Here is a 26,001-nt window from a genome sequence, read left to right on the forward strand (position 1 = left end):
ATGACGCGGTTTTTTTAGCACAGCGCCACCCCGGGTGCATGTTGCTGCGCAATAAGTCGCGCTCCGACGGAGGCCGGCCGGACAAGGCCTGGGCCTCGAACGCGCGGGGGTCCCTGCCTGGAATCCGCCGCCCATGGCGCGGGAGCGGGCACGCCGGCGGCTGCGGCGCATGGAGACGCGCAACCCGGCCGGCCTGTCAGAGGGCGCAGGCGATGGTGCGCCGCAGAATGCAGTCCGGCAAACGACCGTGGTTTACTTGAATCGATCTAAATTCAACGTATGTTCCGTTTGGAACGATGGAAGGTCTCGTGATCGCCGGCTGCGGGCAGTCTCCGCAGGCGCCGGGCAGCGGGATCGAAGAGGAGGACGCCATGACCGAATCGAATCGCCCGTTTGTCCCGGCCTGGCCGTCATCCCCGGCGCGCTGGACCGCGCCTCGTCCTGCCGCTTTCTGATCCCGGCCCTCTCTCCCCCATCCCGCATGGGATGGGCCGGGTATCACCGGTCCGGCTTCGGCCGGACCCCCTTTTCCACGCACCGACATCGACCCTGAGGAACCACCGCATGCGCCGATCGCCGTCCCCCGCCGCCCGTCCGGGTTCCGCCGCCGGGCTTGCCTGCCTGCTGGCGCTGGCCTTCGTCCCGTCGTTGCCGGCCCAGCCGCTCGCGCTGGAGCGCGAGGTCAACACCTTCATCGGCAGCAAGGACGACGGCAATACCTTCCCGGGCGCGTCGGCACCGTTCGGCCTGATCCAGGTCAGCCCGATCGGCAGCCATTACGCCGGTTGGCGCTACGACGACGAGAAGATCCGCGGGTTCGGCCATTCGTTCCTCTCCGGCGCCGGGTGCTGGGAGCAGGGCGGGCAGGTATCGGTGCTGCCGGTGACCGGCCGCATCGGCCCGGGAGGGGATTTCGACACCGCCGACGCCAAGGCGTTCGACCACACGCGCTACGCCTCGGCCTACAGCCATGACGGCGAGGTGGGGCAGGCCGGTTACTACCGGGTGCGGCTGACCGGCTACGGCGGCATCGACGTGGAAGCTACCGCGCGCACCCGTGCCGCGAGCGAACGCTATACCTTCACCACCGGCGCCGAGGGCCACGTACTGGTCAACGTGGGCCAGGCCAACGAGCGGCATTCGGTGATCGGCAGCGTCATCGACGTGGTCGGCGACCGCGCCGTGGAAGGCAAGCTGGTGACCCGGAGTTTCTGCGGCGGGCACCAGTACACCACCTGGTTCCGCATCGAGTTCGACCGCCCGTTCAAGGCGCATGGCACCTGGGGCGAACAGGGCGGCCTGCCCGGCGCGCGCCACAGCATGGAGGGCGAGCTCAAGCCCAATGGTGCGTGGCTGAGCTTCGACCTGGCCGATGGCCGTACCGTCACCGCGACCAGCGCGATCTCGCACGTCGATGCCGAGGGCGCGCGCACCAACCTGCGCGCCGATGGCATGCAGGACGGCCGCCTGCTCGGCTTCGACCGCATGCGCGCGCTGTCGCAGCAGGGTTGGCGCGAACAACTGGATGCGGTGCGCGTGCAGGGCGGCAGCCGGGATGACCGCACGGTGCTCTACACCGCGCTGTACCACGCGCTGCTGCAGCCGATGACCGGCAGCGACGCCGATGGCCGCTACCGCGGCTACGACGACGCGATCCACCGTGCCGACGGCTGGACCTACTACGAGTACTTCTCGCTGTGGGATACCTACCGCGCGCAGAACCAGTGGCTGGCGATGACCCGGCCCGAGGTCGCGCGCGACATCGGCCGCAGCCTGCTGGCGATCGACGCGCAGGGCGGCTGGTTGCCGCGCTGGGGTTACGCCAGCTTCGAGACCAACATCATGACCGGCGACCCGGTCACGCCGTTCATGGTGGACCTGTGGCGCTTCGGCGCGCTGGCGGGCCGCGAGGCCGAAGCCTGGGCCGCGCTGCGCCGCAATGCGTTCGGCATGCCGCCACTGAACTCACGCGCGGCCGGCCGCTCCGGCAACGCCAGCTACCTGCGCGACGGCTATGTCGCCTATGACCGCGCGTTCCCGTCCAAGGGCATGGACGTGGACCCGCACCACGGCGGTTCGGCCACGCTGGAATACGCCCTGGCCGACTGCGCGCTGTCGCAGATGGCCGACGGCCTGGGCCATGCCGACGACGCGGCGACGCTGCGCCAGCGCGGCCGCAACTGGCACAAGGTGTGGGACCCGCAGGTGCGCGACGCCGACACCGGCTTCAGCGGGTTCCCGCGCCCGCGCGACGAGAACGGTGCGTGGTACACGCCGGCCGATGGCCACTACAGCCCGCGTTCGCAGCATGGCTTCCACGAAGGCACCGCCTGGCAGTACCAGTGGCTGGTGCAGCAGGACGTTCCGGGACTGGTGGCGGCGATGCATGGCCGCGAGCAGGCCGGGCGCCGGCTCGATGCGTTCTTCGCCTACGACGCGCTGGTGCAGGCGCCGCTGACCGCCGCGCGCAAGGAATGGGTGGTCGGACCCTACAGCTACTACAACCAGTACCGCTACAACCCGAACAACGAGCCGGACCTGCATGCGCCGTGGATGTACACGCTGATCGGCCAGCCGTGGAAGACCGCCACCGTGGTGCGCGCCGCGCAGCAGCTGTTCACCAACGCCCCCAACGGCGTCACCGGCAACGACGACCTGGGCACGATGTCGGCGTGGTACCTGTTCAGCGCGCTGGGCCTGTACCCGGCGGTACCGGGCAGCGGCCAGTTCCTGCTGCACGCGCCGCGCTTCTCCAGCGCGGAGATCGCGCTGGGCAACGGCCGCACCCTGCGTCTGCAGGCACCAGGTGCCGACGGACGCCGGCTGCAGTACATCCAGGGCGTGCAGGTCGACGGCGCGCCGCAGCATGCGGTGTGGCTGGACTGGGCGCGGCTGCGCGCGGGCGGCACGATCCGCTACACGCTGGCCGCGCAGGCGCCCGAGCAGGGCTGGGGCACGGACGTGGCGGACCTGCCGGTGTCCTGGTGCGCCACCCCGGGCAGCGCGATGCAGTGAACCGGCGCCTTGCGGACGATGCAGCGACGGCCCGGGCGATGCGCCGCGCCACGGGGACTGATCCCGGTTCCCACTTCGTCATCGGCCGCTTTTAAGCTGTGACGTTCATGCCCACCTGCGAGCGACGATGAGCAACGACACCTCCACCGCCGGAAAATCCACGCGCCGGACCGGCAAGCGCGCGGTCACCGTGACCGACATTGCCCAGGCCGTGGGCGTGTCGCGCGCGACCGTGTCGCTGGTGCTGCGCGGCAGCCCGCTGGTCAACGTCGATACCCGCGCCCGGGTCGAGGCCGAGCTGCGCCGCCAGCGCTACGTGTACAACCGCACCGCCGCCAACCTGCGGCGACGCACCTCGTCGTCGATCGCGCTGGTGATCAACGACCTGTCCAACCCGTTCTTCGCCGAGTTCGCATCCGGCGTGGACGAGGCGCTGGGCGGCAAGGGCTACGTGACCCTGCTCGGCAGCACCGGCGAGTCGCCGGAGCGGCAGCAGGCGGTGCTGAGCACGCTGATGGAACACACCCCGACCGGCTTCATCCTGTCGCCGGCCGAAGGCAGCGACGCCGCGCAGCTGCGCCAGGTGCTCGGCACGCACGCCAACGTGCTGCTGTTCAACCGCGAACTGCCCGGCGCCGACTGGGACTTCCTGACCATGGACAACCAGCAGGGCGCCTACCTGGCCACCCGTCACCTGATCGAACGCGGCCATCGCGACATCGCCTTCTTCGGCGGCCACGCCGCGTCCAGCTCGTGCCACCAGCGCCGTGCCGGTTACCAGCAGGCGCTGGCCGAAGCGGGCCTGCAGGCGCGCCCGCAGTGGATGATCGAGTCGGCACCCAACCGCCTGGAGGCGGCTGCGCGCACCGGTGAGCTGTTCGCCGACGGCCAGCGTCCCAGCGCGGCGGTCTGCTACAACGACACTGTCGCGCTGGGCCTGATGCTGGGCCTGACCTCGCGTGGCATCCGCCCCGGCGGCGATTTCGCCGTTACCGGCTTCGATGACATTTCCGAGGCCGCGGTGGCGGTGCCGCCACTGACCACGCTGATCGCCGACCCGCGCGAGCGCGGGCGCCAGGCCGCCGCGCTGCTGCTGCAGCGGCTGGACGATCCCGACGCGCCGCCAATGCGCACGGTCGCGCCGGTGCAGCTGCGCATCCGCGAAAGCAGCGCCGCGCGCCCCACCTGATTCCTTCCGACACCGCACCCCGAGGCGCGCCATGCCGATCCCGTCCACGCCCCTGTCAACGCCCGCGACCTCCAGCACGGTGGTCACGCCCCGGGTCGCGCTGGCGGTCGCCACCACGCTGTTCTTCATGTGGGGCTTCCTGACCAGCCTCAACGACGTGCTGATCCCGCACCTGAAGGCGGTGTTCGAGCTGAACTACACGCGGGCGATGCTGGTGCAGTTCACCTTCTTCGGCGCGTACTTCCTGATGTCGCTGCCGGCCGGCCGGCTGGTCGCGCACCTGGGTTACAAGAAGGGCATCATCGCCGGGCTGCTGATCGCCGCCGTCGGCGCGCTGGGCTTCTGGCCGTCGGCGGCACTGCGCACCTATGAGGCATTCCTGGCCTCGCTGTTCGTGCTGGCCACCGGCATCACCGTGCTGCAGGTCGCGGCCAACCCGTACGTGGCCCTGCTGGGACCGGAACAGACCGCGTCCAGCCGGCTGACCCTGGCGCAGGCGCTGAACTCGCTGGGTACCACCCTGGCACCCTTGTTCGGCGGGTTCCTGATCCTCGGCACCACGGTCATGAGCGGCGAGCAGATCCAGGCGCTGCCGGTGGCCGAGCAGGTCGCCTACCGCGCGGCCGAAGCGCAGTCGGTGCAGGGGCCGTACCTGGGCCTGGCGGTCGCACTGGCGTTGCTGGCGGTGTTCGTGTGCCTGTTCCGCCTGCCGAGCCTGGCCGAGGCCACCGAAAAGGCCGACAGCGCCCAGCACACCCTGCTGGACGCACTGAAGCACCCGCACGTGCTGTTCGGGGTGCTGGCGATCTTCTTCTATGTCGGCGCCGAGGTGTCCATCGGCAGCCTGATGGTGAATTACCTGGCGCTGCCGGAAACCGGCGGCATGAGCGAACAGCGCGCCACGCAGTACGTGTCCGCGTACTGGGGCTGCGCGATGGTCGGGCGCTTCGCCGGCTCCTGGCTGCTGGCGCAGTATCCGCCGCGGCGCCTGCTGGCCGGCTTCGCCCTGGCCAACGTGGTGCTGCTGGGGGTGATCCTGGCCGCCAGCGGCCAGGTCGCGGTATACGGCATCGTCGCAACGGGGCTGTTCAACTCGATCATGTTCCCGACCATCTTCTCGCTGGCCATCGAGCGCCTGGGCCCGCTGACCAACAAGGCATCGAGCCTGCTGATCATGGCCATCGTCGGTGGCGCGGTGATCCCGCTGCTGCAGGGCATGCTGGCCGACCGCATCGGCCTGCACCTGAGCTTCGTGCTGCCGGTGGCGTGCTACCTCTACATCATTTTCTACGGCCTGGTCGGTTCGCGACCGCGGGCCGCCAGCGGCCAGGGAGGCTGAGGCCAGATGGGCAAGATCGTTTGTTTCGGTGAAATTTTGATCGATCTACTGGCGCAGCCGCCGGCCACGCCGGAAACGCCGCGTGCGTTCCTGCAATACGCCGGCGGGGCGCCGGCCAACGTCGCGGTGGCGGCGGCGCGGCTGGGCGCACGCAGTTATTTCGCCGGCATGCTCGGGCGCGACATGTTCGGCGACTTCCTTGCCGAGAGCCTGGCCGAGGCCGGCGTGCTCACCGACTGCATCGTGCGCACCGATGCGGCCAAGACCGCGCTGGCGTTCGTCGCGCTGGATGCGGACGGCGAACGCAGCTTCAGCTTCTACCGCCCACCGGCCGCGGACCTGCTGTTCCGCGCCGGGCATTTCCATCCGGCCTGCTTCGACGGCACCGGCTGCTTCCACGTCTGTTCCAACAGCCTGACCGAAGCGGACATCGCCGCGGCCACCTTCGCCGGCATGGACCGCGCGCGGGCCGCGGGCGCGGTGGTCAGCCTCGACCTCAACCTGCGTCCGGCGCTGTGGCCGGCCGACGTCGACCCGACGCCGTGGCTGTGGCAGGCGCTGGAGCGCGCGGACCTGGTCAAGCTCTCGCGCGAGGAACTGGACTACCTGGCCGCCCCATTCGGCGAGGACGGCGAAGCGCGCGTGCTGCGCCGGCTGCTCGGCGCGCAGGCGCGCTGGGTGATCGTCACCGACGGCGCCGCGCCGCTGCGCTGGTTGACCCGCGAGGCCCAGGGCCAGGTGCCCAGCTTCCGCGTGCCCGCCGTGGACACCACCGCGGCCGGCGACGCCTTCGTCGGCGGCGTGCTCTACGGCCTGGCCGAGCGCGGCGGCACCGGCGCCGCGTTCGACGCGTTCTGCCGCGACCACGACGCGGTCACCGCCACCCTGCGTTTCGCCGCCGCGGTCGGCGCGCTGGCGGTCACCCGCAAGGGCGCCTTCGCCGCCATGCCCGAACTCGAAGAAGTGCAGCAGCTGCTGCAGCAACAGGACGCCATCGCATGAACACTCCCGCTCCCGATTTCCGTTCCCCGGCTTTCCTGCGCGCGCACATCGCCGACACCATGGCGTTCTACCACCCGCGCTGCATCGACCCGGCCGGCGGCTTCTTCCACTACTACAAGGACGACGGCAGCGTCTACGACGCCCGCCACCGCCACCTGGTGAGCAGTACCCGCTTCGTCTTCAACTACGCCATGGCCTACCGCGAGTTCGGCAACCCCGAGTACCTGGCCGCGGTGAAGCACGGCGTGGATTACCTGCGCAACGTGCACCGCAATCCGGCTACCGGCGGCTACGCCTGGACCCTGCGCGACGGCATGGTCGAGGACGACATGAACCACTGCTACGGCGTGGCCTTCGTACTGCTGGCCTACAGCTGCGCGCTCAAGGCCGGCATCGAGCAGGGCCGGGCGTGGATGGATGAGACCTGGCAGCTGCTGGAAAAGCACTTCTGGGAGCCGCGCCACGGCCTGTACCGCGACGAGGCCGACGCGCACTGGAACTTCACCGGCTACCGTGGCCAGAACGCCAACATGCACATGTGCGAGGCGATGCTGGCCGCGTTCGAGGCCAGCGGCGAGCGCCGCTACCTGGAGCGCGCGCTGCAGCTGGCCGACAACATGACCCGCCGCCAGGCGGCCAAGGCCGGCGGGCTGGTGTGGGAGCACTACGATGTCGACTGGAACGTCGACTGGACCTACCACCTCGACAACCCCAGGCACCTGTTCCGGCCGTGGGGCTTCCAGCCCGGGCACCAGACCGAGTGGGCCAAGCTGCTGCTGATCCTGGACCGCCACGTCGAGGCCGACTGGCTGCTGCCGACCGCGCGGCACCTGTTCGACGACGCGGTGGCGCATTCGTGGGATGCGACGCGCGGCGGGTTGTACTACGGCTTCGCACCGGCGGGGCTGCAGCAGGCGCTGGAAGAAGCGCGGGCAGCGAAGGCCACGCCGGTGGATGGCCGGGATCTTGCAGCAGGACCTGCGGATATCTGCGACGACGACAAGTATTTCTGGGTGCAGGCCGAATCGCTTGCGGCCGCGGCGCTGCTGGCCGGGCGTACCGGCGACGATGCCTACTGGCAGTGGTACGAGCGGCTGTGGGCATACGCCTGGCAGCACATGGTCGATCACCGCTACGGCGCCTGGTTCCGCATTCTCGATGCCGACAACCGCAGGTACGACGACGAGAAGAGCCCGGCGGGCAAGACCGATTACCACACCATGGGCGCCTGCCACGAAGTGTTGAACGTGGTGCGCGCAGGCCAGCCGGGCTGAGGCCCGGCGACAGCGGCGACGGCAGCGGGAGAGCGATCATGCGGCAGGCGATACTCCATTTTGGATCGATGCAAATCCGTGTGGCGGGCTACTGTCGCGCGCTGCTGCTGTATGCGCTGTGCGCGCTCGCCGGCACTGCCGCGGCGGCGCCGCTGCAGGCGCAGTGGAGCTTCCGGCTGCTGCCGGGTGATCCGCAGCTGCAGGCGCACCCCGGCCTCGACGCCTGGCGCCCGGCGCGGGTGCCGGGCAGCGTGCATGACGACCTGTACGCCGCCGGCGTGATCGGCGACCCCTACGTGGGTGCGGCCGAGGCCGGCCTGCAATGGATCGGGCTGGCCGCCTGGGAGTACCGGGCGCGCTTCGACGTGGATGCGGCCACGCTGTCGCGCCGCCATGCCGAACTGCGTTTCGACGGCCTGGACACGTTTGCCGAGGTCAGCCTCAACGGCCAGCCGTTGCTGAAGGCCGACAACGCGCACCGTACCTGGCGCGCGCGCGTCGACGGCCGCCTGCGTGCGGACGGCAACGAACTGCGGGTCGTGTTCCGCTCGCCGATCCGCACCCTGTTGCCGCAGGTGCAGGCGATGCCGCACAGGATCGCCGGCAACTACCCTTCGCCCTACGGCGACGAGCCGGCCGACGCGATGGTCGGCAATTTCGTGCGCAAGCCGGCCTACCACTTCGGCTGGGACTGGGGCCCGCGCTACGTCACCGCCGGCGTCTGGCGCCAGGTGCACCTGGACGGATGGGACCTGCAGCGCATCACCGACCTGGCCGTGCGCATCGACGCGCTGGACGCGCGGCGCGCACGCCTGGGCGTGCGGCTGCAGGTGCAGCGCGGCGAAGCCGCAGGCATGGCCGCGGTCGCGGTCGACGTGCTCGATCCGGAAGGGCGCCGGGTTGCGCGGCTCGAACGCGATGTGCGCCTGCAGCCCGGCGACAATGCGCTGCAGCTGCCGCTGGAGATCGCGCAGCCACGGCGCTGGTGGCCGGTGGGCCATGGCGCGCAGGACCGCTACACCGTGCGGGCGCGCCTGGATGGCGGCGGCGACCCGGCGCGCGAGACGACGCTGCGCACCGGCCTGCGCACGGTGGAGCTGCGCCGCGAGCAGGACGCCGATGGCGGCCAGGGCTTCGCCTTCGTCATCAACGGCGTACCGGTGTTCGCCAAGGGCGCCAACGTCATCCCGTTCGAATCGTTCCCGGCGCGGGTGACGCGCGAACGCCTGCGCCGCGACCTGCAGGCCGCGCGCGATGCCAACATGAACATGCTGCGCAACTGGGGCGGCGGCTATTACGAGAGCGACGACTTCTTCGACATCGCCGACGAACTGGGCCTGCTGGTGTGGCAGGACTTCATGTTCGGCGGCGGCATGCAGCCTGGCTACGATCCGGCGTTCCGCGCCAGCGTGGTGGCCGAGGCCCGCGACAACATCCGCCGCCTGCGCCACCACCCCAGCATCGTGCTGTGGTGTGGCAACAACGAGGAGGAAACCGCGTGGAAGGACTGGGGGCATGGCAAGCAGCTGAAGGATGCCGACCCCGCGTTCGCCGCCCGGGTCTGGCAGGGCTACGTGGACCTGTTCGGCACCGACCTGCGCGCGGTGGTGGCCGAGGAAGGCCTGGGCGTGCCGTACTGGTCCAGCTCGCCGGGCAACGACCTCGACGCCCGGGCCAATGACTCCACCCGTGGCGACAAGCACTATTGGCAGGTGTGGGGCAATCCGGCGCTGCCGGTCACCGCCTACCTGGACGAGACCCCGCGCTTCATGTCCGAGTACGGCCTGCAGGCGTGGCCGCAGTTGTCCACGGTGGATGCGTTCGCCACGCGCGACGAGCAGCGCATCGACGGGCCGGTGATCCGCGCCCACCAGAAATTCATGGCCGGCAACGGCAACGCGCGCCTGCTGCACTACATCGAGCGCGAGTACGGCACGCCGGCCACGTTCGCCGATTTCGTCTACCTGAGCCAGGTGATGCAGGCCGAGGGCATCGCACTGGCCGCGCTGCACCACCGCGCCTCGCGCCCCTACACGATGGGTTCGCTGTACTGGCAGCTCAACGACGTGTGGCCGGGCGCATCGTGGTCGAGCCTGGACTACTACGGCCACTGGAAGGCGCTGCACTACCACGCGCGGCGCTTCTTCGCCGACGTCGCGGTGGCGGCGCTGCGCGAAGACGACGGGGTCACCCGCTTCAGCCTGCTCAACGATGGCGCACGGCCGCTCACCGCGCAGTGGCGGGTGCGGGTCATGGACGTGGACGGCCGCGAGTTCGCCCGCCAACAGGAAACCATCACCCTGGCGCCGATGGCCGCGACCGCCGTGGCGCAGCTGGTCGATGCCGACCTGCTCAAGGGTCACGACCCGGCGCGCAGCGTGGCGGTGTTCGAACTGCTGCGCGACGGCCAGGTGGTCGCGCGCCGGCTGGTGCATTTCGTGCCGGCCCGGGAACAGGCGCTCGGCGCCGGCCAGCTGCAGGCCGAACTGCGCGCCGAGGGCGACGGCTACCGCCTGCGGCTGCATGCCGATGGCCTTGTGCGCGCGGTGTGGGTCGATTTCGGCGACACCGGCGCCCGCGTGGAGGACAACGCCTTCGACCTGCTGCCCGGCGAAAGCCGCGAGCTGCGCGTGGATGCCGACGCCCGTCTCGATGCGCTGCGCGCCGCGCTGCGCATGCGCACCCTGGGCGACACCCTGCACGCCGCTTCCGCTCCCCCGCACGCCCCCGCTTCCACCCCGAGGACCCGATGATGAACCGAGCCCTGCGCAATGCCCCCCTGGCCGCGGCCCTGCTGCTGGCGCTGTCCGCCTGCACGCCGTCGCCGCCTGCTTCCACCGCCGCACCCGGCGACGCCGCTCCTGCCGCTGGCCCGGCCGCGGCCGCCGATGTACCGGCGGTCGACGACGCCGAGGCCGCGCGCATGGCCGAGCAGGTGCGTGAGGCCACCCGCCATGCCTGGCAGGGCTACATGCAGTACGCCAGGGGCCACGACGACCTGAAGCCGATCAGCGCGCAGCCGCGCGACTGGTACCCGGTGCCGCTGCTGATGTCGCCGGTCGACGCGCTGGACACGCTGCTGCTGCTCGGCCTGGACAAGGAGGCCAACGAGGCGCGCGAACTGATCGTCGGCCAGCTCTCGTTCGACCAGGACATCGAAGTGCAGAACTTCGAGGTCACCATCCGCCTGCTTGGTGGCCTGCTGTCGGCCTACCAGATGACCGACGACCCGCGCCTGCTCGCGCTGGCCGACGACCTTGGCACGCGCCTGTCGCCGGTATTCGACAGCCCCACCGGCCTGCCGTACACCCACGTCAACCTGCGCACCGGCAAGACCCGCGGCACGATCAGCAACCCGGCCGAGACCGGCACCCTGCTGCTGGAGTTCGGCACCCTGGCCAGGCTCACCGGCAAGCAGGCGTACTACGACAAGGCCAAGCGCGCGCTGGTGGAGACCTACAGGCGCCGCTCGAAGATCGGCCTGGTCGGGCTGAACATCAACGTCGAGACCGGCGAGTGGACCAACAAGGATGCCTCCATCGCCGGCGGCATCGATTCGTACTACGAATACCTGCTCAAGTGCTGGAAGCTGTTCGGCGACGAGGACTGCAAGCGCATGTGGGAGGACAGCATCGGCCCGCTCAACCAGTACCTGGCCGACGACGTGCGCGGAGGCGAGCTGTGGTACGGCCATGCCGACATGGACAGCGGCGCGCGCACGTCCACCACCTATGGCGCGCTGGATGCGTTCATGCCCGGGCTGCTGGCGCTCGGGGGCGACCTGGAGCGCGCCCGGCGCCTGCAGGAGTCCAACCTGAAGATGTGGCGCCTGCATGGCATCGAACCGGAGTCGCTGGATTACGCGGCGATGCAGGTGCGCTCGCCCGGGTATGCGCTGCGCCCGGAAATCGTCGAGTCGGCCTACTACCTGCACCATTACACCGGCGATGCGCGCTACCGCGGCATGGGCAAGGAGTTCTTCGACGATTTCGTGAAATACACCCGCACCGAACACGGCTTCTCGGCGCTGAAGGACGTGCGCAGCAAGGAGAAGGACGACTCGATGGAGAGCTTCCTGTTCGCCGAGACCTTCAAGTATTACTATCTGCTGTTCGCGCCGGCCACCGCGCTGGACTTCGACGGCGTGGTGTTCAACACCGAAGCGCATCCGCTGCGCCGCACCTGGTGAGCGCACGCCGGCCCCCTCTCCTCGCAGGGGAGGGGCCGGCTGCGGTTGCGCCGGTTTAAACCCTTCTGCACCTGCCCGGCATCCAACCTCCAGTCGCGCGCCTGTCGGTGCGCATCGGCCATACCCGACCCTGGAGAACACTCGATGCCGACCACGATCCGCCGGCGGTTGCTGCTGGCGTTGCTTGCCCTGCTGGCCGGCGCGCCGGCCACCGCCGCTTCCATGGCCGATGCCAATGCCGCCGCCCGCGACTTCGTCCGTGCGACGATGAAGGCGCGGGGCATACCGGGCCTGCAGGTCGCGGTGGTCCGCGATGGTCGCGTGGTGTTTTCCGAAAGCCACGGCCTGGCCAATGTCGAGAACCGCGTGCCGGTCGAACCCACGACCCTGTTCCCGATCAACTCCGCGACCAAGGCCTTCACCGGCGTGGCGGTGATGCAGCTGGTGCAGGCCGGGCGCGTCGACCTGGAGGCGCCGATCTCGACCTACCTGGCGGACCTGCCGCCGGCATGGCGTGCGATCCGCGTGCGCCAGCTGCTCGCGCATACCTCCGGCCTTCCGGACATCGTCGATGCGCAGGGGCTGGTAGGCACCGGCACGGAGCCGGCCGCATGGCAGGCGGTGGCGGCGATGCCGCTGCAGGCCGCGGCGGGCGAGCGCTTCGCCTACAACCAGACCAACTACGGGCTGCTGGCGCGGATCGTCGAAGGGCAGGGCGCGATGCCATACGCGGCGTTCGTCGCCGAACGCCAGTTCGCGCCGCTGCGGATGCGCCGTTCGCGCTTCGGCGACAGCTACGACCTGGTCGCTGGCGCGGCTACCGTGTACAGCTTCCTGCCGCGCCGGAGCGATGCGCCGGGCATGCCCGCGCGGCTGTCGCACTGGTTCTATGACGTGCCCCACGGGCTGTGGGCGGGCGGCGGGATCCAGACTACCGCCGAGGAACTGGCGCAATGGCTGGTCGCGCTGATGCAGGGGCGGCTGCTCGATGCGGACGTACGCGAACGCATGTGGGCGCCGGAGCGGTTGAATGATGGCCGCGTGGGCGAATGGGCCGCCGGCTGGCCCGTGGCCGGCACCGCCCCGCATCGCGAAGTGACCAGCATGGGCGGCGCCCGCGCGGCCTTCCGCATCTATCCCGACGACGGCCTGGCGGTGGTGGTGCTGACCAACCTGGTCGGCGCCGACCCGCAGGACTTCATCGCCGGGATCGCCGGGTTCTATCGTCCGGTGCAGTCCGCCGCGCCGCGCTGACCCCGTGCATCGCGTGCCCGGCGCGTGGCCGGGCACCGCGCTCAATACAGGTCCATCGGGTCCACGTCCAGCGACCAGCGCACGCGCCGTGCCTGTGGCAGCGCGTAGACCTGTGGCATGAGTGTGTCGAGCAGGCCGTGCAGCGCACGCCGCTGCGTCGCCGACAACAGCAGCTGGGTGCGCTGGAAACCGGCGCGGCGCGGCATCGGCGCCGGCATCGGGCCGTAGCATTCGACCGGGCTGGCGCCGGGAATGGCCTGTTTCACCGTGGCCAGGAACGCATTGGCGTGCTCCACCTGCCGGGCCTCGGCGCGCATCAGCGCCAGATGCGCGAACGGCGGGAAGCCGGCGGCTTCGCGCTGCGCCAGTTCGGCGTCGGCGAAGGCGTGGTAGCCGCCGTTGACCAGCGTGTGCAGCAACGCGTTGTCCGGGTGGTGGGTCTGCAGCCAGACCTCGCCGGGGCGGTCGGCGCGGCCGGCGCGGCCGGCAACCTGGATCAACTGCTGGGCCAGCTTCTCGCTGGCGCGGAAATCGGCCGAGAACAGGCCTTCGTCGATCCCCACCACCACCACCAGGGTCAGCCGCGGCAGGTCGTGGCCCTTGGCCAGGATCTGGGTGCCGACCAGGATGCCGGGTTGCTCGCCGAGCGTGGCCAGGGTCTGTTCCAGCGCGTCGCGGCGGGCGGTGGTGCCGCGGTCGATGCGCAGCACCGGGAAATCCGGGAACAGCTGCAGCAGCCGTTCCTCCAGCCGCTCGGTGCCGATGCCCTGCGGCTGCAGTGCCAGGCTGGCGCAGTCCGGGCAGGCCAGCGGCACCGGCGCACGTGCGCCGCAGTGGTGGCACTGCAGGCGGCGGCCGGCGCCATGCACGGTCATCGGGGTGGTGTGCAACGGGGTGCTGCAGCGGCTGCACGGCGCGGTCCAGCCGCAGTCGTGGCACAACAGCACCGGCGCGTAGCCACGCCGGTTCTTGAACACCAGCACCTGGTTGCAGGCACGCAGGTGCTGTTCGATGCCGGCCAGCACTTCCGGCGACAGGCCGTCCTGCAGTGGCCGCTTGCGCACGTCGAACACCCGCACCGCCGGCGGTCGCGCGTCGCCGGCGCGCTGCTGCAGGCGCAGGTGGGTGTAGCGGCCGGCGCGCGCGTTGTGCAGCGACTCCAGCGACGGCGTGGCGCTGCCCAGCACCACCGGCACGTCCAGCGCCTTGCCGCGCACCAGGGCGAAGTCGCGGGCGTGGTAGCGGATGCCATCCTGCTGCTTGTAGCTGCCGTCGTGTTCCTCGTCGACGATCAGCAACCCGGCCTGCGGCAGCGGCGTGAACACCGCCGAACGGGTACCGACGATCACCCGCGCCTGCCCGCGCGCGGCCGCCGCCCACACCCGTGCGCGCTCGTTGTCGTTCAGGCCCGAGTGCAGCGCATGCACCGCGATGCCCAGGCGGCTGCGGAAGCGGGCCAGCATCTGCGGGGTCAGGCCGATCTCCGGCACCAGCACCAGCGCCTGCCGGCCCTGTTCCAGGCAACGGGCGATGGCCTGCAGGTAGACCTCGGTCTTGCCGCTGCCGGTGACCCCGTCCAGCAGGAAGGGCTGGAAGCCGTCGGCCGCGGTTATCGCCTCGATCGCGGCCTGTTGCTGGACGTTGGGTACCGGGCCGGGCTGCGGCCGGGCACCCGGCGCCGTCTCGGCCAGCGCCACGCGCTGTGCGAAGCCGCGCTTGAGCAGGCCGCGGCCGGCCTCGCGCCAGCCGTCCATGCGCGCGGCCAGCACGTCCTCGCCCAGCGGGCCGTCGCCCAACAGTTCGGCCAGGCGCCGTGGGCGGCTGCCGCCGCGCAGCCGCGCCGCGCCCTCGCGCCCGGCCGCGGTCAGCTCCCAGCCCCAGGCATGGGTAGCGGGCAGCGGTTCGCCACGCCGCAAGGGGGCCGGCAGCGCGGTGGCGACCACCTCGCCCAGCGGCGCATGGGTATAGCGGGCCAGCCAGCGCAGCGAGGCATGCAGCTCGCCGCCGAGCAGCGGCGGACCATCCAGCCATTGCAGTGCCTCGCGCAGGGTCGCCGGGTCCTGCACCGTGCCGATGCCCTCGACCATGCCGACCAGTTCGCGGTTGCCGAATGGAACCCGCACCCGGCGCCCGCTGTCGCCGGCGTCCGGCGCCGGGCTGCCGGGCGGAGGCAGGTAGTCGAAAGTCTGCGGCAACGGAACCGGCAGGGCGATGCGCAGGGTGGGGCAGGTGGGCATGGGCGGCAGTGTAGGCGGCGGCCGGTGCCCGGCACACCCCCGTGCCAGGCGGCGCCGGGCTGATCGCGCCTGCCCCCGGTGGGCGCGTCACTTGCGGGTGCTTGTGCAGCACCGGAAGCATAAACACCGCGTAAACGCATGCCCCGATTGGAGATTTGGGCTTATCCACACAAGGTGTGGATAACTCTGTGCATCAGCGTTGTGCTCCACGCGTCCAGGGCGGTGGTTGAAGCCTTTCACTCAAATTGGTCAAAAAATAGCCACGGCATCAATTCTTTTAAAATCAACAACTTGTTCGTGAAACAAAAGCGAAACACGGGCCCGTGGACGGAATTCAGGGTAATCGGGGCCGAACTATTGACGCTGTGCACAAGTTGCGGCAAGGGCCGCTGCCAATGGCGTGAAGACGGTGTGCAGGGCGCCGCCGGCAACGGCTGCAGGGCGGGATCGGCTGGGTATCATTCCCCGCGATGAAGGAGTCCACCTGATGGCTGCACCCGCCTCCCCCACACCGGCCGCAGCCAGCGCCCTGTCCGCTTTCCTGAAAGGTGTCGAACGCCGTGCGCTGGCCGTCGCCAGCCTGCAGAGCGGCGACGAGGCCGCCGCCGGCCGCGCCGTGGCGGCCGCCATGCGTGCCTTTGCCGGCCCCGCCACGGACATGCCCATGGCCGACTGGCCGGCGCGCTTCTGGGTCTTGCTGTGCGGCAACCCGCAGCTGCGGGCGGTGTCCCCGGACGGGCACTGGCCGCCTGCGCTGACCCACCTGCAGGGGCTGCCGCCGGCCGCGCGGCTGGCGCTGCTGCTGCGCGTCGGCGGCGGCCTGGACGAAGACGCCGCGTCCGCCGCGCTGGGGCTCACGCCCGAGGCGTACCGGCATGCGCTGGCCGCAGCCTGCCCGCTGGATGCGCAGGGCCTTCCGGATGCGCTGGCCTGGCGTGGCCTGGCCGAGCAGGTGCAGGCGCAGGTGCGCGACCTGCCGGCCGCTCGCCTGCAACAGCTGGAGCAACTGCGCGGGGCGACGGCGGCCGCTGCCGCGCCGGTGCCCACGGCGACGCCGGTGCCCCGGGTCGAGGCCGATGCACGCATTGCCCGCGCGCCGCGCCGTACCCGGGCGCGCTGGAGCTGGCGGACCTGGCTGTTGCTGTGCCTGCCGTTGCTGCTGCTGGCGCTGGTCGCGGCCTGGTGGTGGACGCGACATGGCCCGGCACTGCCCGGCGCGGCCCCACCGGCGGCCGAGGGCGCGGTGGCGGACAACGGCCCGGTACAGGTGGAAGCCCTGCCGGACGACGGCGCCGCCGCCGGCCCCGCAGCCCCCGGCAGCCGTGCCGCGGACGATGCCGCGATGCTGGCCGACCCGGAACTGGTACTGGCGCAGGATGCCGACTTCCATGCCTGGTATGCCGCCGGCGGCCCGGTGCCGGTGGACGAATCGCAGGCGCAGCCTGGCCGCGCCGAACCTGCCGGTAGCGCACTGGAGACGGTCGATGCCGAGGATTGAGCGAGTGCTGCCGCTACTGCTTGCGCTGCTGCCGGCCGCGCCGTCGCTGGCGACGCCGGCGGCGCTGCCTGCCGTACCTGTCGCGCAAACAGGCACGGCCACCCCCGGGCCCGATCCACGGGCGCACTGGCCGGCACTGGCCCCGGCCCGGCAGCGCGAACTGCGCGCGCGCTATGCGGCCTGGCGCGCGCTGCCCGAATCCGAGCGCCAGCGCGTGCGCCGGGCCGCGGCCGACATGGCGGCGTTGCCTCCCGCCGAGCGCGAGGCCCTGCGCAACCGCTTCCTGGCGCTGGATCGGCTGCATCGCGATGGCTGGCGGCTGGGGCCGCAACTGGGCGCGCACTATCCGAAGCTGCAACCGTTGCTGGGCTACCTGCCCGAACCCCAGCGCGCGCCGATGCTGGCCCTGCTGTACCAGCTCGATGCCACGCAGCTGGCGCAACTGGGCGTGTTGTCGCAACGCACCCCGCCGCAGGAACGCGATGCGCTGCGCGAGCGGCTGCTGGCGTTGCCACCGGCGCAGCGCGCGGACTGGCTGCGGCAAAGCACCGAATCGCGCTGAGGCGTGCGCGCCGGCAGGTGTGGCGCGGCCGTCTTTCACCCGGCTTCATCCATTGCCATTACAATGCGCTGCTTCCGCGACCCGGCAACAGCGCGTCCCGCGCCGGCCGCAGTCCGCGTCATTCCCCCGCATGTCCATCACCGCCACGCCGCGCTTCCGCCAGGAAGTGCGCGCCACCGGGTTGCTCGCCCTGCCGCTTGTACTGGGCCATGTTTCGACTGGCCTGATCGCCTTCGTCGACAACACCATCGCCGGCCACCACGGTACCGATACGTTCGCCGCTGTCAGCATCGGCACCGCGCTGCTGTGGCTGCCGATGCTGGTGCCGATCGGCACCCTGATCTCGCTGACCGCCTCGGTGTCGCAGCTGCACGGCGCCGGCCGCGAGCGCGACATCGGCCCGCTGTTCCGCCAGGCGCTGTGGCTGGGCGTGGGCCTGAGCGCGCTGATGTTCGCTTTCCTCAGCGTGGTGCCGGCGTTCCTGCCGGCCTTCGGCATCGCCCCGGAGATCGTGCCCGGGGCCACCGGCTTCCTGCATGCGATCCGCTGGGGCGTGCCGGCGCTGACGCTGTATTTCTGCATGCGCTACCTGAGCGAGGGCATGCACTGGACGTTGCCGACCATGCTGCTCGGGTTCGGCGGGCTGCTGGTGCTGGGGCCGCTGGGCTATGCGCTGTGCAATGGCCGCTTCGGCTTTCCCGAAATGGGCGCCGAAGGCCTGGGCATCGCCTCGTCGGTGACGATGTGGCTGCAGGCGCTGTGCTTCGCCGGCTACCTGTGGAAGACCCGGCGTTTCGCCCACCTGCAGCTGTTCGGGCATTTCGAGCCGCCGCGCTGGCGCGCGATCTGGGACCTGCTGCGTACCGGCCTGCCGATCGGCATCACCGTGCTCATGGAAGGCGGTCTGTTCATCATCACCGCGCTGCTGATCGGCCGTATCGGCGCGGTCGAGGCCAGCGCCCACCAGATCGCCATCAACGTCGCCCAGCTGTGTTTCATGATCCCGATGGGCGTGGCCGAGGCCACCACCGTGCGCGTCGGCCATGCGGTGGGCAGCAACGATCCGCTGGGCGTGCGCCGCGCCACCTGGGCCGGTTACGCGATCGTGCTGGTCACGCAGATGCTGTCGATCACCGTGCTGCTGCTGGGCCACGACGCGGTGGTGCGCCTGTACACCGATGACCTGGCGGTGGCCGCGCTGGCCTCCACTCTGCTGCTGTACGCGGCGACCTTCCAGTTCCCCGATGGCATCCAGGTGCTGTCGGCCGGCGCGCTGCGCGGGCTCAAGGACACGCGCGTACCGATGTTCATCGCCATGTTCGCGTACTGGGGGGTGGGCATGCCGCTCGGCGCCGGCCTCGGCCTGGGCCTGGGCTGGGGGCCGCAGGGCATGTGGGTCGGCCTGATCATGGGCCTGACCGCGGCCGCCGTGCTGATGGGCTGGCGCCTGCGGATCAGCAGCCAGCGCCTGTTCCTCCAGCCGGCACCCTGACTTGAAGCCCATGCCCGGACCGCCGGTTATGGGTATCCTGCTTTGCAACAAGCCCCTTCCGGAGCGTCCATGAATCCTCCACCGCTGCCCCGCCGCAACCCCATCGCCAGCTTCTTCGTCGGGCTGTGGGACGTGATGAACTTCACCCGGCGGCTGATCCTCAACCTGGTGTTCTTCGGCCTGTTGTTCCTGGTGCTGATCGTGATGATGGTGGCGATGGGCAAGGGCGCGTCGTCCGCCAAGATCCTGCAGGACCGCACCACCCTGGTGATCGCGCCGGAAGGCCGGCTGGTCGAGCAGTACAGCACCGACCCGGTCAGCCGTGCGCTGGCCAAGGCGGTGGGCGACAACAACGCCGAGGAAATCCAGCTGCGCGACCTGATCCGCGCCATCGAGGCCGCGCGCGACGACAAGAAGATCGAGCGCGTGGTGCTGGAACTGGACAAGCTGCAGCCCTCGGGCTTCGCGTCGATGCGCGAGGTCGCCGCCGCGCTGCAGGACCTGCGCGCCTCCGGCAAGCAGCTGGTCGCCTTCAGCGAGAACATGGGCCAGTCGCAGTACCTGCTGGCCGCGCAGGCCGACGAGGTCTACCTGGACCCGATGGGCAGCCTGCTGCTCGAAGGCCTGGGGCGCTACCGCCAGTACTTCCGCAGTGGCCTGCAGGACAAGCTGGGCGTGGACGTGCACCTGTTCAAGGTGGGTGAGTACAAGTCGGCCGCCGAGCCCTACGTGCTCGACGCCGCCTCGCCGCAGGCCAAGGAAGCCGACCTGTTCTGGATGAACGACGTGTGGCAGCGCTACCTGGGCGACATCGCCAGGGCGCGCAAGCTCGACGCCGCGCAGCTGGCCGCCGGCATCGACACGCTGCCCGAGGGCATCGCCGCCGCCGGTGGCGACCTGGCGCGCTTCGCCCTGCAGCAGAAGCTGGTGGACGGGCTCAAGACCCGCGAGGAAGTGGAAGCGCTGCTCACCGACCGTGGCGTGGCCGACAGCGACGCCGATGGCGGCTTCCGCCAGATCGCGCTGGGCGACTACCTGACCCAGGTGGACGCGCGCCGTTCGCCGATCGACCACCGCCCGCAGGTGGCGGTGGTGGTGGCCGAGGGCGAGATCGCCGGGGGCGACCTGCCGGCCGGCCGCGTCGGCGGCGTCTCCACCTCGGCGCTGCTGCGTGCCGCGCGCGACGACGACGACGTCAAGGCGGTGGTGCTGCGCGTGGATTCCCCGGGCGGCGAAGTGTTCGCCTCCGAGCAGATCCGTCGCGAGGTCGACGCGCTCAAGGCCGCCGGCAAGCCGGTGGTGGTGTCGATGGGCGACCTCGCCGCGTCCGGCGGTTACTGGATCAGCATGAACGCCGACCGCATCTACGCCGACGAATCGACCATCACCGGCTCGATCGGCATCTTCGGCATGATCCCCAACTTCGCGCGCAGCCTGGACAAGATCGGCGTGCATACCGATGGCGTGGGCACCACCCGTTTCGCCGGTGCGTTCGACGTCACCCGGCCGATGGATCCAGCGGTGGGCCGGGTAGTGCAGTCGGTCATCGACAAGGGCTATGCCGACTTCACCGGCAAGGTGGCGCAGGCGCGCGGCCGCGACGTGGACGCCATCGACGAGGTCGCCCGCGGCCGCGTGTGGAGCGGTGCCCAGGCCAAGGAGCGCGGGCTGGTGGACGCGTTCGGTGGCCTCAAGGCCGCGGTCGCCGATGCCGCCGGGCGCGCCAAGCTCGGCGACCCGGACAAGTACCGGGTGAACTACATCGAGAAGGCGGCCACGCCGTTCGCGCAGTTCATGACCGGCTTCGCCGGCAGCCGCGCCGGCGCCTGGATGCTGTCCGATTCCAGCATGGCGCGGTTGATGCTGGCGCGCACGATGCCGGAGATGGATGCGCAGCTGCGCTTCGTCGAGGATGCGGTGAAGGATCGCAACGGCGCGCCGGTCAAGGCGCTGGCCTACTGCTTCTGCGGTTTGTAAGCGCCGCCACCGCGTGACCCGGCAACGCCGCCTCCGGGCGGCGTTGTCGTTCCAGCGGGGCGCCGCCGTGCGCGTGGCTACGGCGCGTTGCCGGTCGGCTGCGCAGGTTTCCATCCGGTAGGGGCCGGCTCCGCGCGCGTGGCGATGGCCTGTACCCGCGCCGGGGCGTCGTCGCGGCGCGTCGCCGCGGCCTGCGGATCGGGCCGGCGCTCGGTCTCCGGCGGCCGCGGGCTGCCGCAACCGGCAAGCAGGGCCAGGGCCATCGGCAACAGGCAATGACGGATATCCATCGGCGTGCTCCTGTGCAGGCTGGCCTCATCCTGACACAACGCCGCGGCGGCAACCTGACCCGCGGCCGATGCGGCGGTATCCTTCACCCATGAACACGAACCGCTGGCGGCTGGACGGACAGACCGCACTGATCACCGGCGCCAGCGCCGGCATCGGCCTGGCGATCGCGCGCGAACTGCTCGGTTTCGGCGCCGACCTGTTGCTGGTGGCGCGCGATGCCGACGCGCTGGCGCAGGCGCGCGACGACCTGGCCGACGAGTTCCCCGACCGCGCCATCCATGGCCTGTCGGCCGACGTCGCCGACGACGAGGACCGCCAGGCGATCCTGGACTGGGTCGAGGACCATGGCGGGCTGAACCTGCTGGTCAACAACGCTGGCGGCAACATCACCAGGCCGGCCAACGACTACAGCGAGGACGAGTGGCGCGGCATCTTCGAGACCAACCTGTTCTCGGCGTTCGAGCTGTCCCGCTACGCCTACCCGCTGCTCACCCGCCACGCCGCGTCGGCCATCGTCAACGTCGGCAGCGTTTCCGGCATCACCCACGTGCGCAGTGGCGTGGTCTACGGCATGACCAAGGCGGCGCTGCAGCAGATGACCCGCAACCTCGCCTGCGAATGGGCCGAAGACGGCATCCGGGTGAATTCGGTGGCGCCGTGGTACATCCGCACCCGGCGCACCTCCGGGCCGCTGTCCGACGCCGATTACTACGACGAAGTGATCGCGCGCACGCCGATGCGCCGCATCGGCGAGCCGGAGGAAGTGGCCGCGGCGGTCGGCTTCCTGTGCCTGCCGGCTGCAAGCTACGTCACCGGCGAGTGCATCGCTGTGGACGGCGGCTTCCTGCGCTACGGATTCTGAGCCGCCGCGCCGGGATGCATGGACTGATCCTGGTTCTACATCGCCGCTGCAACGTGGCCGCATACCGAACATGGGCGCGGCCCGGGAGTGGAACATGTGGCGTTGGATCAAGCGGTTGCTGCGGGGCGGGCTGGTTGCGGCGCTGGTGCTGGCGGCAGGCGCGGGCCTGTACCTGCACAGCCTGGACCTGGGCAGCCAGCCTCCGGCCGATCCGCGCAGTCGCGTGGCCGATCTGGCGTTCCTGCGCGCTGCACCGCCACCGGCGCGTGGCCGGATCCTGGCCGTGGTCAGCAGCGCCGGGGTGTTCCCGGGTACCGAAAAGCGCGCCGGCTTCGAGCTGACCGAGCTGGCGCGCGCCTATTACACCTTCATCGCCAACGGCTACGAGGTGGACATCGCCAGTCCGCTCGGCGGCCCGCCGCCGATGCGCGTGGACGACGAGGACATGGGCGTGGCCGACCATGCCTTCCTCAACGACGCGCAGGCGCGGGCCAGGCTTGCCGCCAGCCAGCCGCTGGAGCAGGTGGACGCCACGCGCTACGCCGCGGTGTACTTCGTCGGCGGCAAGGGCGCGATGTTCGATTTTCCCGGCAATGCCGCCATCGCCCGGCTCGTGCGCCATGTGCATGGCGCCGGCGGCGTGATCGGCGCGGTATGCCATGGCCCGGCCGCGTTGCTCGAGGTGACCCTGGACGACGGCACGCCGCTGCTGCACGGGCGCCGCGTCACCGGCTTCAGCAATGCCGAGGAGCTGTTCCTGATGAAGGATGCGCGCCAGCGCTTCGACACGCTGCTGCAGGACGCGCTGGCGCAGCGCGGCGCGCGCTTCGTCGAAGGTGGCCTCTACCTGGACAACACCGTGGTCGACGGCCGCCTGGTGACCGGCCAGAACCCCTGGTCGACGTGGTCGGTCGCCGAGGCGATGGTCAGGGCCCTGGGCCATGTGCCGGCGGCGCGCGAAGCCACCGGCGAAGAGCAGGCGGTACGGCTGATGGAGGCCTATCGCCGGGGCGGCATCACCGCCGCACGGGAGGCCCGGGGCTCGCTGCCCGGCGTCGACAAGCGGCTGCTGCTGATGCATGCGCTGGTGGCCGCGATGCAGCAGCGCTGGCGCGATGCCTGGCACTTGCAACGCCTGGCGCATGGATGACTACACTCGCGCGCCCCGAACGGAAAAGGCGATGAAGCTGCGCGCACCGTCATTGCGGCTGTTGCTGGTGGAGGACGATGTCGACATCGCCGCCGGTATCGGCGACTACCTGGACAGCCACGGCGTGGAGGTGGATTTCGCCTACAACGCGTCGCAGGCACGGCTGCGCCTGCAGGCGCAGGCATTCGACCTGCTGGTGCTGGACGTGAACCTGCCGGGGCAGGATGGGCTGGCGCTGTGCCGGGCGCTCAAGCGTGACGCCGGCCTGCGACCGCCGGTGCTGTTCCTCACCGCGCGTGGCGCGCTGGACGACAAGCTGGCGGCGTTCGAGGCGGGGGCGGTGGACTACATGGTCAAGCCATTCGCGCCCGCCGAGCTGCTCGCCCGCGCCCGTGCGATCACCGCGCATGCGGCCAGCAGTGGTGGCCTGCCGTTGCGCGCCGGCGATTTCGTGCTGGATATCCGGCACCACCTGCTGCAGCGCGCCGGACAATCGCTGCCCCTGCACGCCGCCGGCTTCGTGCTGATGCGCGAGTTGATGCGTGCCAGCCCGGGCGTCGTGTCGCGGCAGGCACTGTGCGAGCTGCTGTGGCAGGGCGAGCCGCCGGACAGCGATCCGTTGCGCATGCATGTCTACCAGTTGCGCCGGCATTGCCTGCGTGCCTTCGGCGTGCCGCTGATCGCCACCGTGCGCGGCGTCGGCTATCGCTTCAGCGCGGAGCGCGGCGATGCGTCGGCGTAGCCTGCGCCACGCGCTGGTCCGGCGCTGGATGCTGTTCGCCGCGCTGCTGTCGCTGCTGCTCGCGGGCGCCACCGTGTTGCTGCTGTTCGTGCTGGAAGACAGCTTCATCGACCGACGCCTGCGCACAGTCGCGGCGACCCTGCCGGCGGACATGCGCGCGACGGCGCTGCCCGAGCATTTCCAGTGGGTTGCGTTCGACCGGCTTCCGGCTGCGGGACGGCAGCGGCTGGGCGACCGCGGTGTCGGGACGATCACCGAGTTCAGGCGCGATGACGGGCGCTACGTGCATGCGCTGCTGCTGTCCGCGGCGGACGGTACGCGCGCGGTGCTGCTGTACGACGTCACCGGCGAGCTCACGGTGACCGCCGGCCTGCGCGCCGGCCTGGGCCCTGCCGCGGCGGTGTTCGGCTCGACCCTGCTGTGCGCCTGGCTGCTGGCCAATGCCTTCGTCGGCCGTGCGCAGCGGCATGCGCGGCGCCTGCTGTCGCAGGTGCGGTCGGCGCCGGACCCGGCCAGCCTGGACGCCCTGGCCGGCGCGGAACCGGTGCACGAGTTCGCCGAGATCCTGCGCCTGCATGCCGATGTCTGGCGCGGCCGCCACCAGGCGGTCGAACGCGAGCGGCAGACGCTGGCCTTCCTCGCGCATGAGCTGCGCACGCCGCTGCAGTCGGCACGCACCAGCCTGGCGCTGCTGGAAGAAGCCACCGCGGCGACTCCCTCGTCTCCGGCGTTGTCGCGGCTGCGGCGCGCGCTGTCGCGGCTGGAACGGGCGGGCAACGCGATCCTGTGGCTGTCCGCCGATACGGTGTTGTGCGGCGGGCAACCCACCCCGGCGCGGCCGGCGCTGGACGAACTGGTCGACGAGCTGCAACCGCTGGCGGTCGCCCGCGCACAGGCGTTCGACGTCCGCGTCGCCCCGGGGCTGTACTGGGACGCGCCCCGGGAGGTGGTGGAAACGCTGCTGGCCAACCTGCTGCTCAACGCGATCCAGCACGGTGACGCCGGCGTCATCGGCGTGGAGGCCGATGGCGGGCGGTTGGTGATATGCAACCGGCAGGCGGCGGCCGACGTGCCGGGTTTCGGCCTCGGCCTGGAGATCGCCCGGCGCCTGGCCGCGCGTATCGGTTGGCGGCTGGAAATGCAGGTGGCCGCCGGCATGGTCCGTTGCGAGCTGCGCTGGCCGGCAGCCGCCTGCAGTACCGGTACGGGTCAATAACCGCCGCAGTCGCGGCCCAGCCGCGCCTCGATGCCGCGCTGTTCGCGGGTAAGGGCCTGGCGTTCGCTCTGCAGCGCGCTGTTGTAGCGCCGCACCAGTTCCCAGCGGCGGTCGCGCAGGCGTGCGCACACTTCCTGCTGTGGCAGCGGGTGGCAGGCGTCGCGGACCCAGGTGCCGGTAGCGACCGCAGCCCCGCCGGGATGGGGGTGGCCGTGGCCGGGCCGTCCGCCCGGGAGCCCGCCGCCAGCGGAGCCCGGGGCGGGGCTGCCCATGGGCCCGGGCGGGTAATAGCCGCCGACCCACAACGGTACCCAGCGTGGATTGCCGACGCCGTCATCGCTGGTGTAACGCCCACCGTCCGGCGCGATGCATTCGTACAGCGGTTGCGGCGGCTGTACGGTGACGATGCGTACTTCGCGCTCCGGTGGCGGTGGCGCAGGGGACGTCGTGGGTGCCGCCACCGGCCGCGGCGGCGGGTCCTGGGGGCGCTGCATGTCCAGCACCTGCTGGCGGTGTGCGCCGTTGCAGGGGGCGTCCTGCAGCGTGACCGCACCATTGCCGGCAACGCAGCGGTAGATGCGCACGCTGCCGGCAGGCGGCGGTTCGGCAGCCATCGCCATGGCGGGCAGCAGGCCCAGGAACCCGAGCAGGAGCAGGCGGACGCGCATGCGGCCATGGTGCCGCATATGGCGGACGGCGGGTAGGCGGACGT

At 71.0% G+C, this 26,001-nt stretch carries 19 protein-coding genes; 16 read left to right on the forward strand and 3 right to left on the reverse strand.

Annotation, left to right across the window (positions count from 1 at the left end):
- Positions 1-564 precede the first annotated feature (564 nt).
- From F0P95_RS05235 to F0P95_RS05270, 8 genes are all read left to right on the forward strand, one after another.
- Positions 565-3,015 carry a GH92 family glycosyl hydrolase gene (locus tag F0P95_RS05235; protein WP_182335953.1) on the forward strand — a complete coding sequence of 817 codons (2,451 nt, stop codon included), beginning with the start codon at positions 565-567 and terminating at the stop codon, positions 3,013-3,015.
- Positions 3,016-3,142: 127 nt separating this feature from the next.
- Entirely contained in the window at positions 3,143-4,204 is a 1,062-nt protein-coding gene (locus F0P95_RS05240) for a LacI family DNA-binding transcriptional regulator (RefSeq protein ID WP_054661539.1), read from the forward strand.
- 31 nt (positions 4,205-4,235) lie between these two features.
- Positions 4,236-5,543 (forward strand): sugar MFS transporter, encoded by a 1,308-nt coding sequence (locus tag F0P95_RS05245; RefSeq protein WP_182335954.1) that lies wholly within the window; start codon positions 4,236-4,238, stop codon positions 5,541-5,543.
- A 6-nt stretch (positions 5,544-5,549) separates the two neighbouring features.
- Entirely contained in the window at positions 5,550-6,545 is a 996-nt protein-coding gene (locus tag F0P95_RS05250; protein WP_182335955.1) for a carbohydrate kinase family protein, read from the forward strand.
- On the forward strand, positions 6,542-7,819 hold the full coding sequence (locus tag F0P95_RS05255; protein WP_182335956.1) for an AGE family epimerase/isomerase: 1,278 nt from the start codon (positions 6,542-6,544) through the stop codon (positions 7,817-7,819). Before F0P95_RS05250 ends, F0P95_RS05255 begins: the two co-directional genes overlap by 4 nt.
- Before the next feature lie 68 nt (positions 7,820-7,887).
- Positions 7,888-10,572 (forward strand): beta-mannosidase, encoded by a 2,685-nt coding sequence (locus F0P95_RS05260; protein WP_182335957.1) that lies wholly within the window; start codon positions 7,888-7,890, stop codon positions 10,570-10,572.
- Positions 10,572-12,008 carry a glycoside hydrolase family 47 protein gene (locus F0P95_RS05265; RefSeq protein WP_182335958.1) on the forward strand — a complete coding sequence of 479 codons (1,437 nt, stop codon included), beginning with the start codon at positions 10,572-10,574 and terminating at the stop codon, positions 12,006-12,008. Before F0P95_RS05260 ends, F0P95_RS05265 begins: the two co-directional genes overlap by 1 nt.
- Before the next feature lie 222 nt (positions 12,009-12,230).
- Complete coding sequence (locus F0P95_RS05270) at positions 12,231-13,262, forward strand: serine hydrolase domain-containing protein (protein WP_182336791.1); 1,032 nt, start codon at positions 12,231-12,233, stop codon at positions 13,260-13,262.
- Between the two features lie 41 nt (positions 13,263-13,303).
- Here the strand turns inward: F0P95_RS05270 and F0P95_RS05275 are convergent, their stop codons facing one another.
- Complete coding sequence (locus F0P95_RS05275) at positions 13,304-15,499, reverse strand: primosomal protein N' (RefSeq protein ID WP_182335959.1); 2,196 nt, start codon at positions 15,497-15,499, stop codon at positions 13,304-13,306.
- A gap of 484 nt (positions 15,500-15,983) precedes the next feature.
- Between F0P95_RS05275 and F0P95_RS05280 the strand changes: the two genes are divergently transcribed.
- From F0P95_RS05280 to sppA, 4 genes are all read left to right on the forward strand, one after another.
- The gene (locus F0P95_RS05280; RefSeq protein WP_182336793.1) at positions 15,984-16,997 is read left to right on the forward strand and encodes a hypothetical protein; all 1,014 of its coding nucleotides are present in this window, start codon (positions 15,984-15,986) and stop codon (positions 16,995-16,997) included.
- Between the two features lie 4 nt (positions 16,998-17,001).
- A complete protein-coding gene (locus F0P95_RS05285; RefSeq protein WP_232528806.1) occupies positions 17,002-17,559 on the forward strand; it encodes a DUF3106 domain-containing protein in 558 nt (185 codons plus the stop codon).
- A gap of 130 nt (positions 17,560-17,689) precedes the next feature.
- On the forward strand, positions 17,690-19,051 hold the full coding sequence (locus F0P95_RS05290; RefSeq protein ID WP_182335960.1) for an MATE family efflux transporter: 1,362 nt from the start codon (positions 17,690-17,692) through the stop codon (positions 19,049-19,051).
- Positions 19,052-19,120: 69 nt separating this feature from the next.
- Positions 19,121-21,028 (forward strand): signal peptide peptidase SppA, encoded by a 1,908-nt coding sequence (gene sppA, locus F0P95_RS05295; RefSeq protein WP_182335961.1) that lies wholly within the window; start codon positions 19,121-19,123, stop codon positions 21,026-21,028.
- Between the two features lie 77 nt (positions 21,029-21,105).
- Here sppA and F0P95_RS05300 read toward each other — a convergent pair whose 3' ends face one another.
- Complete coding sequence (locus F0P95_RS05300; RefSeq protein ID WP_182335962.1) at positions 21,106-21,318, reverse strand: hypothetical protein; 213 nt, start codon at positions 21,316-21,318, stop codon at positions 21,106-21,108.
- Positions 21,319-21,407: 89 nt separating this feature from the next.
- Between F0P95_RS05300 and F0P95_RS05305 the strand changes: the two genes are divergently transcribed.
- From F0P95_RS05305 to F0P95_RS05320, 4 genes are all read left to right on the forward strand, one after another.
- Entirely contained in the window at positions 21,408-22,181 is a 774-nt protein-coding gene (locus F0P95_RS05305) for an SDR family oxidoreductase (RefSeq protein ID WP_054661583.1), read from the forward strand.
- A gap of 94 nt (positions 22,182-22,275) precedes the next feature.
- Entirely contained in the window at positions 22,276-23,331 is a 1,056-nt protein-coding gene (locus F0P95_RS05310) for a type 1 glutamine amidotransferase domain-containing protein (protein ID WP_182335963.1), read from the forward strand.
- Positions 23,332-23,362: 31 nt separating this feature from the next.
- On the forward strand, positions 23,363-24,073 hold the full coding sequence (locus F0P95_RS05315; RefSeq protein ID WP_182335964.1) for a response regulator transcription factor: 711 nt from the start codon (positions 23,363-23,365) through the stop codon (positions 24,071-24,073).
- The gene (locus tag F0P95_RS05320; protein ID WP_182335965.1) at positions 24,060-25,289 is read left to right on the forward strand and encodes a sensor histidine kinase; all 1,230 of its coding nucleotides are present in this window, start codon (positions 24,060-24,062) and stop codon (positions 25,287-25,289) included. Before F0P95_RS05315 ends, F0P95_RS05320 begins: the two co-directional genes overlap by 14 nt.
- Here the strand turns inward: F0P95_RS05320 and F0P95_RS05325 are convergent.
- The gene (locus F0P95_RS05325; RefSeq protein WP_182335966.1) at positions 25,283-25,957 is read right to left on the reverse strand and encodes a DUF4124 domain-containing protein; all 675 of its coding nucleotides are present in this window, start codon (positions 25,955-25,957) and stop codon (positions 25,283-25,285) included. The genes F0P95_RS05320 and F0P95_RS05325 overlap by 7 nt on opposite strands.
- Positions 25,958-26,001 lie beyond the last annotated feature (44 nt).

Origin of the sequence: Stenotrophomonas acidaminiphila (assembly GCF_014109845.1) — a bacterium.
GTDB classification, from domain to species: domain Bacteria; phylum Pseudomonadota; class Gammaproteobacteria; order Xanthomonadales; family Xanthomonadaceae; genus Stenotrophomonas; species Stenotrophomonas acidaminiphila.